This window comes from uncultured Aquimarina sp. (assembly GCF_947496855.1).
Classification (GTDB): domain Bacteria; phylum Bacteroidota; class Bacteroidia; order Flavobacteriales; family Flavobacteriaceae; genus Aquimarina.
On record NZ_CANMED010000003.1, the window covers coordinates 495,551 to 510,120 of the forward strand.

10 protein-coding genes are annotated in these 14,570 nt (G+C 31.7%); all 10 read right to left on the reverse strand.

Translation table 11 applies throughout. From position 1 onward, the window contains the following. Window position 1: 1 nt before the first annotated feature. A complete protein-coding gene (locus tag Q0921_RS11645) occupies window positions 2–3,034 on the reverse strand; it encodes a TonB-dependent receptor (protein WP_299256963.1) in 3,033 nt (1,010 codons plus the stop codon). 246 nt (window positions 3,035–3,280) lie between these two features. Next, window positions 3,281–4,813, reverse strand: a complete 1,533-nt coding sequence (locus tag Q0921_RS11650; RefSeq protein WP_299256965.1) for an AraC family transcriptional regulator — start codon at window positions 4,811–4,813, stop codon at window positions 3,281–3,283. Between the two features lie 190 nt (window positions 4,814–5,003). After that, window positions 5,004–6,521 (reverse strand): helix-turn-helix domain-containing protein, encoded by a 1,518-nt coding sequence (locus tag Q0921_RS11655; protein WP_299256967.1) that lies wholly within the window; start codon window positions 6,519–6,521, stop codon window positions 5,004–5,006. 276 nt (window positions 6,522–6,797) lie between these two features. Further along, window positions 6,798–7,571: a nucleoside triphosphate pyrophosphohydrolase gene (gene mazG, locus Q0921_RS11660; RefSeq protein WP_299256969.1), complete on the reverse strand. Its 774-nt coding sequence runs from the start codon at window positions 7,569–7,571 to the stop codon at window positions 6,798–6,800. A 93-nt stretch (window positions 7,572–7,664) separates the two neighbouring features. Next, window positions 7,665–9,086: a hypothetical protein gene (locus Q0921_RS11665; RefSeq protein WP_299256971.1), complete on the reverse strand. Its 1,422-nt coding sequence runs from the start codon at window positions 9,084–9,086 to the stop codon at window positions 7,665–7,667. A 24-nt stretch (window positions 9,087–9,110) separates the two neighbouring features. Then, a complete protein-coding gene (locus Q0921_RS11670; protein WP_299256973.1) occupies window positions 9,111–9,854 on the reverse strand; it encodes a glycosyltransferase family 2 protein in 744 nt (247 codons plus the stop codon). 38 nt (window positions 9,855–9,892) lie between these two features. After that, window positions 9,893–10,837, reverse strand: coding sequence for a nitronate monooxygenase (locus Q0921_RS11675; RefSeq protein ID WP_299256975.1), 945 nt, complete (start codon window positions 10,835–10,837; stop codon window positions 9,893–9,895). After that, a complete protein-coding gene (locus tag Q0921_RS11680) occupies window positions 10,837–12,462 on the reverse strand; it encodes a S8 family serine peptidase (protein ID WP_299256977.1) in 1,626 nt (541 codons plus the stop codon). The genes Q0921_RS11675 and Q0921_RS11680 overlap by 1 nt, the downstream gene beginning before the upstream one ends. A gap of 29 nt (window positions 12,463–12,491) precedes the next feature. Next, window positions 12,492–13,688, reverse strand: a complete 1,197-nt coding sequence (gene mnmA, locus Q0921_RS11685; protein WP_367183343.1) for a tRNA 2-thiouridine(34) synthase MnmA — start codon at window positions 13,686–13,688, stop codon at window positions 12,492–12,494. 145 nt (window positions 13,689–13,833) lie between these two features. Next, window positions 13,834–14,520: a hypothetical protein gene (locus Q0921_RS11690; protein WP_299256979.1), complete on the reverse strand. Its 687-nt coding sequence runs from the start codon at window positions 14,518–14,520 to the stop codon at window positions 13,834–13,836. Between the last annotated feature and the right edge of the window lie 50 nt (window positions 14,521–14,570).

Sequence of the window (14,570 nt, forward strand, 5' to 3'; positions counted from 1 at the left end):
GTTAGAAAGAAACATTAATTCCAAAAGTATATGTTGATGCTTGTGGCAAAGTAAAGAAATCTTGACCAGCCGCATCAAAACCATCAGAACCGTTAGATACTTCAGGATCATATCCATCTAATCCATCACTTTTAAAAGTTAATAAATTTGTTGCTGTAGCATATAACCTAATTTTATTAATAAAAGTTTTTTCTAAATGTTCATTAGAAAGTGTGTACGCTAACGTTACATTTTTTAATCTAACAAAAGATCCATCCTCGAGTTGAGCTGTTGAATTTTGGCTAAAAGTATTTATAGTTGCGCTATCAGGACTTGGTATAAAAGCTTGATCACCTGGTTGTTGCCAAACATTTAACACTCTTGTCGTTTTGTTAAATCCACTTATCGGATTTTCACTAAATGCTCTTGATGTTAGTAATATATCATTCCCAAAAGAAAAGTTAAATAATGTATTTAATGACCAGTTTTTAAAGGTAAACACATTCGTAAATCCTCCGACTAGATCAGGATTTGCCTGACCTACTATACGTCTATCTGCAGCTACTGGAGTGGTCGTTGCGTTACCGTCAGCATCTAACCATTCCGCATCTCCTGTTTGAGGGTTAACTCCTAAATATGGAATTAAATACCAAGTATTAACAGAAAAACCTTCTACAGCTCTCTGTCCTGAAAAGGCTAGAGATCCACCAGTACGATCAACAAATTTATTTCCATTCTCATCTACACTAGTTCCTTCAGGAAGATTGGTTACTTCATTTTCATTAAATCCAAGATTTAAACTTGAAGTCCATTTAAAACCATCGTTTGCACCATCAAAAATAACAGCATCCAACGTGAAGTCAACACCTCTATTTTCTAATTCTCCAATGTTTTCACTTACCGAATTCAACCCATTATTAAACGTTGGATCTCTAGGAACATTTAAAATTAAATCATCCGTTACGTTGTTATAATATTCTACGTTAAAAGTTAGCCTTCTATTAAAAAAAGCTGCTGTTAATCCTATATCTCTAGTTGTAGTACTTTCCCACTGTAAATCTGGATTACTTAATGTTGAGGGTGTTAGACCTGGATTACCATTATAATTATTTCCTGCAAAAAGGCCCAATGCTGGGAAAACATTAGTAGTTCCAATTCTATCGTTTCCGGTTGTACCATAACTTGCGTTTAGTTTAAGTCCCTGAATCCAATCTACATTCTGCATAAAAGCTTCATCAGATATATTCCATCCCACTGCCGCTGACCAGAATATTCCAAATCTGTTATTTGCACCAAATCTAGATGAACCATCTCTTCTTATGGAACCTTCTACAATATATCTACCGTCTGCGTAATCATATATGGCTCTACCTAATGCAGACACTAGCCTTGTTGCGTCACCACTTGAAGAAGTCAGAGGGAATGTTGAAGCCGACTCAATATTTAATTGTGCATCGGATAAAAACCCTGTACCCTGTGTTTGAACATTCCTTAATTGATTATCTTCAAAAGAATATCCTGCCAAAAGATTTAGGTTATGTGCATCTCCAAAAGTTTTGTTATAAGAAAGTAAACTGTTGAGAATATACCTATTTTGTTGAAAAACAGAGTTTGCTGCCGATCCACCAGGAGTTAATAGCTCAACATTTCTTGTTTGGTTTTCGGTAAACGTTCTGTCAATTCCTATATCTTGTTTAAAACTTAAACCATCTATTAAAGAAGATAGATTGAAATCTAGAGATCCATTTGCAATAATACGGGTGGTTGTAGCTAGGTTAAGATTTAATGCTTCTTGGGCTATTACATTACCTCCACCTACATTACCGGCTGTTGTAAAATTACCCTCATCATCAAATGGCTCTACATCTGGCCTTTGTAGTAAAGCAATCGTGTACGGAGAAGCAAAACTATTTTCATTGGGAACCCTATCGAATCGATTATGTGATACATTAGCATTCAAAGTAGCTGTTAACCAATCAGTAGCTTTGACCTGTATGTTAGATCTAAAACTAGTTCTCTCAAGATTATCACCTATTCTTATACCTTCTACATCCTCACGGGTAGCTCCAATAAAATAATTGCTTTTTTCGGTACCACCTCTTATACTAAAGTTGTAGGATTGACTAACAGCCGTTCTCAAAATTGCATCTAACGCATCAAACTCCCCTCCTGCACTAGTTAATGGGTTTGCTGATACAGCAGAACCATTTCTTACGATTGTTGTGAAGTCAATATATTCCTGAGCATTCAATAGGTCTGGTGTATCTGTAATGGTAGAAAAGGAAGTATTAATATCTATATCAACCGTTACTTTTCCATTTTTATTTCCTCGTTTGGTTGTAATAAGTACAACTCCATTCGCACCTCGAGAACCATACAATGCCGAAGCTGCTGCTGATTTTAAAACGGATATACTCTCAATATCATTAGGATTAATACTAGCCAAAGGGTTAATACCTGCTCCAGTACCTTGATTAAAGGTGGTAAAACTATCCCCAAGAGTTACCCCATCAATAACAAATAATGGCCTAGTATTACTTGTTATGGAGGCAGAACCTCTTATATTAATAGTGGGTGCCGCGCCTAAACCTCCCGAACTAGAAAATACCTGAACCCCCGATGCTTGTCCTTGTAATATGTTTTGCGGAGAATCTGCAATAATATTTTCGAGATCATCACCTGAAACTGTACTAATACTAGTTACTAATTTCTTTTTAACCTGTGATCCATAAGCAACTACTACAACCTCCTCTAGCTCCGCTGCTGAGACTACTAGTTGCACATTGATAGTATCAGAATCACCCACTACGATACTTTTAGTAGTAAAACTTACATAACTAAATGATAAAACAGCTCCTCTTGCTGCATTAATAGAATAATTACCATCGAAATCAGTTTGGGTACCATTATCAGTGTTTTTTACTAATACATTTACACCTGGCAATGGCAAACCTTTGTCATCGGTTACAACACCCGAGATTGTTTTTTGTTGAGCAAATGCAATGCTGGACATCCAAAACATGAACATGAGCAATTTGTAATGACGTACTCTCATAAATAAAATTTTCAAGATTATAATAAATTAGCTTAGTATAATCATAAGAAGGAAGGCTAGAATAAAAGAAGGCGAACTCAAGGTATATGTATTACAAAACTAGAATAAAATTTCCGTAGAAATTATAACTATATTCTCCCTTCCTTACGTTATGATTATGTTAATAAAAAAACATATAATGTCATTAAAAAAGGGTAAACCCTACATAAGTTTACCTAAAAACATTTCATTTTTGAAAGTAAAATATTAAGTGATAAGTGATTTTACATACTCAGATGGAGTGGTGTGATTATATTTCTTGAAAGATCGATTAAATGTAACTTTATTGTTAAAACCCACCTCATAAGCAACTTCAATAAGGTTCAGATTTTTTGATTTCTCGTTTTTCAAAATTTCTTTTGCTTCCCTTATTCTATACGTATTAATTAGTTCGAAAAAATTAAGGCCAAAATGTTCATTTATAATTTGAGAAGCATTATTACGAGTTGTATTTAAATAATCTGCTAGCTTTTGAAGAGTAATATCATTTTGGAGGTAAACTTTCTCTTCGTCTAAAAGTACTAACAATTTCTCTTTTAACTCTACAGATAAACTCTCTGTTAGGTTTGATTTCCTGTACTTATCAAACTTTATTTTAGTTTTACGTTTTATTATTCCTTTTGAATTCTCAAAAAGAAGTAAACGAGCATATGAAGTATAACTTATGTACAAAGCCAATAGAGACATAGAAATTATCTGCAAATAAAACAAAAAACCTCTTAAAATAAATTGGTTTATATGAACTGCATAAACAGCGTATGCAACAACATAAACAGCACATAAAACTACTATGTTTCGTAACCAATTACGTTCTCTTTTGGCTAAATTTTCATTTTTCTTGATTGAAGTAACGTACATTATTACCATCAAGGTTATGTATGCTACTAGTGATGTTATTTTGAATATCACTAATACACTTAAGTAAGGTCTTTCATTATTTAATATCATTCTCAATTTCTCTTCTTGGGGTAAAGAATAAATAGGAAATAAAATGATAAAAAATATGACAGTTGGTATTAAATGCAGTAAATCCCGCAACTTAAATTGATACTTTTTTACTACTCTTTTAAAATAAAAATAAATAAGTGGACCATATAAAAAAGAAAATGAAGCAGATAAATAAAGCGTATGAGGTAAGTAATATTCATAATTAGCTATTAAAATACTAATCCGAATAATGAAAAAAGAATGTATTAGTAAAAAGGTACTTATCAAAAAGTTCGCTATCTTATCTGGCCCCTTTCTTAAATTCAAAACGGTATACATAAACACACCTATAAACCCTACATACAAACAAAATAAAGCCCAAAAATTTATTTTTTTAAGATATTTACTAGATAATGTCTGATATGACTTAGAAGAGCTTATTTCATTAAAATAACTATGTCCAACAAACCCTACATCTAAACTCCTTTTCATATATATTTCTATATACTTACAAGCCAGTTCAGGTTGATTTAATTTAGTAAAGGCAAATGCTATTTTTTTATAGACAACCGAAGAATCAGTTGTTCCTCTTTTTAATACTCTTTTATATTCCGAAATAGCCATAAGGAATCGTTCATTCTGAAAATTATCTTCTGCAGAATAAAACAAACTATCAATCTTAGATTCTATACTTTTCGATCTTAAACTTTCTTCATTTTCAGCATAAGCTGATGAAGAAATTAAAACTAATAGAAAAAACAAAGCCCTAAATAATGATATTAATATGGTAGTGTTTAGTTGAGTTAGCCACATGGTTGAGTTAAACAAATACCTAATTTCCAAATTTACAATATGTTTTTTATTTATATACCAAAATATTAACAAAAAAAAATGTTAATTAAAAAGGTTTACAGCTCTCTTAAATATTTTTAAATTCATATAATTAGCTTGTATAGCTAAATAATACATACTATTTTAGATTAATATTATGCATAGATATAGACTAAGCTACCAAGGATTTAACATATTCAGACGGAGTTGTCTGATTATATTTTTTGAAAGATTTATTGAAAGTAACTTTGTTATTAAAACCTACTTCATAGGCCACATCGATAATATTAAAGTTTTTATGTTTTTCTTCTTTTAATAATTCTTTTGCTTCTTCAATTCTAGATTTATTTATTAATTCAAAGAAGTTTAGATTAAAATGTTCGTTTATAATCTGAGAAGTATTATGTCTTGTAGTATCCAAATACTGTGCTAATTTCTGAAGGGTAATATCATTTTGCTTATAAATCTTCTTTTCTTCTAGAAGAAATTGCAACTTCTCTTTTAACTCTAATGATAAACTTTCTGTAAGACCTGATTTCTTATACTTATCAATTTCTGGTTGTATATTATTTTTAATCAGCCTTAAAACACCAAAAACACTTGGTTGAACAAAAGCAGTATAGCTTACATATAAAACGAGTAAGGCCATAGATACAACCTGAATGTAAAACAAAAAACCACTTGATATTTTTTTTAGAATTAATATTGAATATATACCATAGGAAATTATATAGATAGAACAGAAATAAACAATATTTCTTTGCCAGTTAAATACTATTTTGGAAAAATATGTATTTATTTTAATAGAATTCAAATACATTTTTATAACTAATCCCCCATATATTAATAATGATATTAATTTAGAAATTGATATTAAATTTATATAAGGTCGCTCTTTATTTAATATGATCTTTAGTTTTTCATCCGAAGGTAAACTGTAAATTGGAAACAATAACACTATTAATACTATAGATGGTACTAAATGCAATAAATCAAGACGTTTAAATCTATAATTTATCGTAACTCTTTTAAAATAAAAATATATAAGAGGTCCATATAAGAAAGAAAATAATGTAGATATATAAAATACATGGGGTAGATAGTATTGATAATTAGAAAAATATAAGCCAATATGAATTATAAAAACTGAATGTATCAATATAAAGGCACTCATCAACAAATTAGCAACTCTATCCGATTTTTCTCTAAAATTCAAAACTATAGATATAAAAAAACCTATAAATGCAACATAAAAGCAGAAAATTGACCATAACCCAACTTGTTTGAGATACGTGTCCGCTAGTAATTGATATGCTTCAGAATCAACGATTCCATCAAAGTAACTGTGCCCTACAAAAGAAGGATCTAAACTTGCGATAACATATTCATGGATGTATTTACTTGCAAGTTCTGGTTGATTACTCTTAGCATATGAAAATGCTAATTTTTTAAATATGACAATAGAATCTCCCGTTCCTTGTTTTAAAACTTCTTGATAATTTGTAATAGCTAAAGCATACTGATTACTATCATAATATTTCGTCGCGGAAATTATGAGTTCATCAGATTCGGTATTCCAATTATTTAAAATATTTGTTTTATCATAATTGCTAAACAAAGATGATGAAATAAATAGAAAAATAAAGGCACCAAAAAATGGTTTTAATATTATTTTTTTTGAGTTAGCCACACAATTATCACTAAATAATTACACTTCCTAATTTACGATAACTTTTTCATAAATTCCGAGAAACAATGGGTTTCCCGATAATATCTTACCAAAAAACATAGTAAAACAAGGGGGTCTTCAATATAAAATAAATTAAAAAAAATATGGTTAAACCATAAGAATTAGATAAAAACCAAATAAATCACAGCTCTTTATCATCAATAAAGTAAGAAAAAAACTATATAGAATATCATATTTATAATTTTAGCAAGGAAGTATATCAAAAACCTACTATGCTCATATTTTTTTCGCTTCTTCCCAAAACACATCCATTTCAGCCAGTGTCATATCTTTCAAACTCTTACTTTTTTCTTTTGCTTTTTCTTCTAAATACTGAAATCGTTTTATAAACTTTTTATTGGTTCGTTCTAAGGCATCTTCCGGGTTTACATTTAAAAACCGTGCATAATTGATCATTGAAAATAGCACATCACCAAATTCTGCTTCTATTTTATCTTGATTATGTTCATTAATTTCATGTTGTAATTCCTCAAGTTCTTCTTGTAATTTCTCAAATACTTGTTGTGGTTCTTCCCAATCAAATCCAACTCCGGCAACTTTATCTTGTATTCTAGTAGCCTTTACTAATGCAGGCAGGGATTTTGGAACTCCTTCTAAAACACTTTTCTTACCTTCTTTAAGTTTTAAGTTTTCCCAATTTCGTTTTACATCTTCTTCATCGGCAACCTTTACATCACCATAAATATGCGGGTGACGATTAATAAGCTTTTCACATATTTCATTGGATACATCAGAAATATCAAAATCTCCAGTTTCACTTCCTATTTTGGCATAAAAAACAATGTGTAGTAATAAATCCCCAAGTTCTTTTTTGACTTCTTCAAGGTCATCATCCAAAATAGCATCTCCTAATTCGTAGGTTTCTTCTATGGTGAGATGGCGAAGTGATTGCAAAGTCTGTTTTTTATCCCAAGGACATTGTTCTCGCAGTTCATCCATAATTGTAAGCAACCGATCAAAAGCTTTTAGCTGGTTTTCTCTGGAATTCATAAATATCATTTTACATCAAAAGTAAGGATAATAAGATCTAACCTATAATTTGATTACTTCAGACAAATTTAAAGAAGATCTCCAGTAGTGCTTTTAATTTTTCATTTTACAAATCCATACAAAAACACCATTTTTCTCAAAACTTTGTATTATTTCGTAATTACTTATAATATCATCGTATTCTTGATCACTAATGTTAAAGATATTCGAATAAAACACAAAATCATTATTCCCATCAAATACTGCAAAAGATCGTTTTTCTCCATTTAATTCTATCGCATCTATCCCTGCATCATTAGGGAAAAACGAAGCAACACTATGAAAATCTATTTTATGATCATCTAGATACTCCTTTGCTTTCAATCTAAGATTATAGTAAGGTAAATGTGCCAAAGTAGCATCCCATCCTTGAGAAACTTTTGGCGGATAAATCCAAAAATTTCCAGAGATAATAATTGTAGCCCAAGTCAAAATCAATACAACCCTTAACTTTCGTGTAACAAAGTCAGAAAATAAAATAGTTGCACATAAGAGTGAACAAAAAAGATATATCGGAATTAAATACCTATTTCCTAACAACCCTTTTGCCCACAACATATTAAGAGGTAAAAGAAAAAGAATACACGCAAAAAAGAATGAAATCTGTCGTATTCGAGGATCTTTAATTATTTGCTTTCTATATTTAGCAAACAATATAAAAAGTACAATCCAAATACCTATTCTACCAAAATCTAATATCCTCCATCCCAAAACTGCTATATTGAAAATAACTCCAGTGAATTCAACTTTTTCGAAACTTTCCTGCCAAGGTGAGTCCTGATGAAATCCAATCCACCCCTTTTCTTGAAAATGGATCAAACTAAAAACAATAAAAATTAAAAATGCAGGAATATAAATAAGACTTCTTTTCATAAGAGCCGTAAATAATTCCTTGATATTTTCTCTAGATGACACATTACAGCATAAATCAAAAATCAAAACACATACGGATAACATCATCCCCCTCATACTCGTCAGAAACAACAAAACAATAGCAATCATCAAAAATATTTTCTTGTTATCCAATACCGAATTTACAGCGAGTAAGAAAAAAAACAGTAACGGCACATCAGGCGAAACAAGAAGCATTTGACTCATTAACGAAGGATCTATTATTATTAATCCAAAAGCAATACTCAAATATTTAGGAAGAATAAATCTTTTTGTTAATCTAAACAATTGAAAAATAAGTCCAAAACCAAAGGGTAACATAGCTAGATGACTTACACATAGATTCCTTCCGAACAACTTCCAAAACATAGCAATATAAGCACCAAAAGCAGGTATATGTCCACTGTCTATATCATCAGGAAGCAATAGAACAGAAAAGTTAGTTTTGAAATAATGATCAGCGTGATGTGAACCTAATTGTATGGTATCCCAAAAAAAAGCATTATCGGCGTTTAATAATACCGCAATAAAAAAAATCAAGCTACTAAGTACTACTGGCCAGTATATTGTGAAAATTTTTCGCATATCTAAAATATAATTCTGAATATGTTATTTTTTAAATATTTTACTTTTAAATCCTATATTTTTAGCAAAATAATACTGAAAAGAAGTTTTCACGACCCCCAATCCATACGTCACGCTGCGTTTAAAATTTATAGAAGAGGCTTCTTCGAAGTATTTTGTTGGGCAAGTTATTTCAGCCACTTCATAGCCTTCATAAAATATTTGTGCTATCATCTGGTTATCAAATACGAAATCATCAGAATTGCTTTCAAAAGAAATATCTCTTAGAACCGAAGAAGAAAATGTTCGATATCCTGTATGATATTCTGATAATTTCTGTCCCATCAAAATATTTTGAATCAATGTCAAAACTCGATTAAAAAAATACTTATAAAGCGGCATTCCACCTTTTAATGCACCATTACCAAGTATCCTAGAACCCAAAATCACCGGATATACATCGTTAGCAACCAAATAACACATAGAGTGTATTAGCTTCGGAGTATATTGATAATCAGGATGCAACATAACCACTATATCTGCTCCTAATTCTAAAGCCTTATTATAACAAGTTTTTTGATTTCCTCCGTATCCTAAATTTTTTTCGTGTCTAATAACGTGATTAACACCTATGCTTCTTGCAACTTCATAAGTTTCATCTGTACTGTTATCATCAACTAAAATAACCTCATCAACAATGTCAAATGGGATTTCCTTATAAGTTTTTTGCAATGTTTTTTCTGCATTATATGCCGGTAAAACTACAACTACTTTTTTTTCAAATATCACTTTTAATTTTTATACGGATGGATAACTTATAAATGTAATTAAAAATTAACTTCATTCATCTTTTGTTTTGTAGATTGGAAATCAGTAATCAAATCTTCTATTATTTTTACTACTGGTTTAATCTCATGAATCAAACCCGATACCTGTCCTATTTCTAGTTCACCTTCTTCTAGATCTCCTTCAAACATTCCTCTTTTTGCTCTTGCACGCCCTAATAATGTTTTAAGTTCTTCTACAGTAGGGCCTTTAGTATACAACTCTGCCACATCCTGATAAAATTTATTTTTTAGCAAACGTACCGGAGCTAATTCCTTTAAAGTAAGATGCGTATCCCCCTCTTTAGCATCCACAACCATTTTCTTAAAGTTGATATGAGAAGAAGCTTCTTCACTAGCGACAAATCTACTCCCTATCTGAACTCCATCGGCTCCTAATGACATAACTGCAAACATTGATGAACCCGTAGCTATACCTCCTGCAGCAATTAGTGGTATATTTATTTTCTCTTTAACTATAGGGATTAAAGCCAAAGTGGTTGTTTCATCTCTTCCATTATGTCCACCAGCTTCAAAACCTTCAGCAACCACAGCATCCACACCTGCATCCTGAGCTTTTAGAGCAAATTTTAGACTACTCACCACGTGAACAACAGTAATTCCTTTTTCCTTAAGATAAGAAGTATACGTTTTAGGGTTTCCTGCCGATGTAAAGACGATCTTTACTCCTTCTTCGATAATAATTTCAATAATTTCCTGAAGATTAGGATATAGCATTGGAACATTAACACCAAAAGGTTGATTTGTTGCTTCCTTACATTTTTGAATATGTTCTCTTAAAACATCCGGATACATAGAACCAGCTCCTATAAGTCCTAAACCACCTGAATTACTTACAGCGCTTGCCAATTTCCAGCCGCTTGCCCAAATCATCCCTCCTTGTATAATAGGATATTGGATCTTAAAAAGTTCTTTAACTTTATTCATTAGTATTTTGATATCTTCAATGTGTAACGTGAGGTATCTGAAATCAATTCTACCAGGTATAAACCTTTTGACAAACTGTTTAAGGAGATAGAATTCAAATTTTTTAATGTTTCAGATTTCACAATTCTTCCTTCTGTAGTAAAAATGCGAATTTCAAGCAATTCTTTAGTAGCTAAATCAAAAAATAATCTGTCCCGTACTGGGTTTGGATATACTTTAATATTTTCGACAGAATTTTCATCTATTGATAAACTTTCGAACATTGCCTTAAAATTAGGAATTCCATAACCTAATTGAATTGTTGGATTATTATATAATGATGCCGATTCTCTTACCAATTGCATAATTTCTGCATTCGTCATGGATGGAAAAGCTTGCCATAAACAAGCAACAGCACCTGCCATTATTGGCGAACTAAAAGATGTACCATTACTAGTAGACACTGCATTATTCGAACGTATAACCGCGGCTCCTAATCCCTTGGCTACGACATCGGGCTTTACTCTATTATCAGCTGTAGGCCCTCTGGAACTAAATGAAGCATAGCTACCAAAAACATCAACAGCACCTACTGTTAATGCTCCAGGAGCATCTCCAGGAGCCGTAATAATACCCCAACTACTGTTTCCTGAATTTCCTGCAGAAGAAACTAATAACATTCCTTTCTCAAAAACCATATTCGCTCCTTTGGAAATAAAAGTTGTTTGCCCATCCATATCAGAGGTAGTATAGTCATAAGCTGGATTATCAAAACCATTAGAATACCCTAAAGAAGTATTAATCACATGTACTCCTAAACTATCTGCTCGTTCAGCAGCTTCTACCCACAAGGCTTCTTCTTTAGGTCCCTCTGTAGCCACATCTTCTGTTATAAATAAATAATATTTGGCATCTGGAGCAGTTCCTACAAATTCTCCATCAATAAATCCTGCAATATCACTAAATGTTTGAGTTCCGTGGCTGCTACCTGAAAAAGCAAATTCATTATCATCTCTCCTTACAAAATCATATCCATCCAGTAATCTACCTTCATCTCTTATACGTTTAAATCCTTCAATAGTATTCACTCCAGGAAAACCCGAATCCATAACCGCAATCGTCATTCCTGACCCTGTATAATCTTGTTCATGGAGATAATCAGCATTTAACTGTTGGATTTGTTGTGCAGCACTTCCGTAGTTAAACGTGGTTTTTACTCCGAACTTATTTTTTTCTATAGGGGTACGATCTTCTGTATGAAATATAGATTTCCTAGAATCCAATGAATTATCTGCGTAGTCTATACTATCCACAAAACTTAAACTTACCAGATCACTAATATTTGCTTGAGTTCCTCTAACATATATACAATTAAACCATTTAGATTTTGCAAGTACAGTTATTCCGGTGGTATTCTTAACTTGCGCGATATAAGCTTCATTAACAGGAACATCTTTTTCATCAATAGCAACATTGTGAAGATTTTTTCGATCTATAGATTCTTGACTAAGAATAATTAATGGATTAGCAATAGAACTTGCCACATTTTCTTTATCCGTAAAATAAACCCAAGCATCTTCTTCTGTCTGGGCAGTTCCTAATTGAGTTATGCAAAAAAACAAAAGAGTAGTAATTATATTTTTCATATCATCAGTAGTTTGGTAACCTTGACAAGTTACGAAATTACTCCAGATCCAACTAATTCATCATCTATATACCAAGCAACAAACTGTCCTTCTGTAATCGCACTCTGAGCATTATCGAAAACTATATACATACCGGAATCTACTTGATGCAAAGTAGCCTTATCTAAGGATTGTCTATATCGTATCCTAGCCATTACATTTAATTCTTCATCAATCTGTAACTTTAGATCTTGTCTTACCCAGTGCAATTCTTCATTACTAATAAAAAGTGCTTTTCTATATAAACCAGGATGGTTTTTACCTTGCCCTGTATAAATTACATTCGTTTCTACATCAGTTTCTATAACAAAAAGTGGTTCTGGAGTTCCGCCAACAGCCAACCCCTTTCTTTGTCCTTTTGTAAAATAATGTGCTCCTTGATGTTTTCCTACTACTTTACCATCATTAACGTCATATATGAATTTCGAGGAAAGGAATTCTAATTCTTGCTTTTTAGAATTAAAATCAGGCACACCCTTTTTGTACATTTCTTCTATAGCTGGGATTTCAATAATATCTCCTTGTTTAGGTTTCAATTTTTGCTGAAGAAATTCTGGTAATCTCACCTTCCCTATAAAACATAATCCTTGAGAATCCTTCTTATCAGCAGTTACAAGATCTTGTTTTTTAGCTATTTCCCTAACTTCTGGTTTTAACAACTCACCTACAGGGAAAAGTGTTTTTGCTAATTGATCCTGTGATAATTGACACAAAAAGTAGGACTGATCTTTATTAGGATCTTTTCCTGCCAGTAAGCGATGGATTTCTTTACCATCTTTAGTAATTGTATCTTTTCGGCAATAATGTCCGGTAGCTACATAATCTGCACCCAGCGATAATGCTATTTTCAAGAAAACATCAAACTTAATTTCTCGGTTACATAATACATCTGGATTAGGCGTTCTTCCTCTCTCATACTCATTGAACATATAATCTACAATACGTTCCTTATATTCTTCACTCAAGTCAACAGTTTGAAACGGAATACCTAGTTTTTCGGCAACCAACAATGCATCATTACTATCATCTAACCAAGGGCATTCATCAGAAATTGTCACTGAATCATCGTGCCAATTTTTCATAAAAAGGCCTATTACCTCATATCCCTGCTCTTTTAATAGATATGCTGCCACACTAGAATCCACTCCTCCTGATAAACCTACAATAACTCTTTTCATTACTCCTATTTTGTCTGTATTCTTTGTTATAATTTAAGTGGAAGAAAACAATACAACTTCCGTTTAAAATTATTTGCAAAAATAGCAAATAAAAAAAGCAATGCCGATGCATTGCTTTAAGGTTTTTTCTATGAAAGGATTCAAAAAACTTATATTAGAAACCTCTTTTGCTTATAGGAAATTGTTTTCTCTCTAGTAACTTCCCATTTTCATAATAACTCCATAATCCATCTTTACGATCTTTCTTATAATTCCCTTCTATTTTTACTTTTCCTTGAGCATCATAATATTTAGTAATACCGTGCAGTTTATCATTTACGTATGTAAATTCTTTAATAATAATACCTTTATCAGAATACACTAAACGTTTCCCTTCTTTTTTACCTTGCACATATATTATTCTTTCAGTTAATTGACCATTTTCAAAATATGTTTTTTGTTCTCCGTGAAGTTTTCCTGAATTATACTCTTCAGTCATCATTACTTTAGAGGATCCTTTATGATAATAAGTCCATAAATCAACTCTTCCTTTACCTATCATATTTCCTTCGCTAATTACCTTTCCTTTATTAGTAAAGTACTTCACATTAACTGTATCGGTTTTATTGGAAAATGTTTTAATAGCTGTAGGTGATTTTCCACTATTTGGCTTATAGAATTTAAACTTACCTACTTCTTTTCCGTGATCAAATGTTCCCTCGTATCGGATCTGGTCACTGCCCTCATATTTTTTCTGCCATTTTCCGTGTCGCTTTCCCTCTGTATCAAAAGCATTAAATTCCTGTGCATTTACAAGCGCTAAGCTAGAAACCAAAAAGAAAAACAAAAATTTACTTCGCATAGTTTAATTTAATTTTAGGGTAACTTTATAATCCAAAAAGTATACCAATA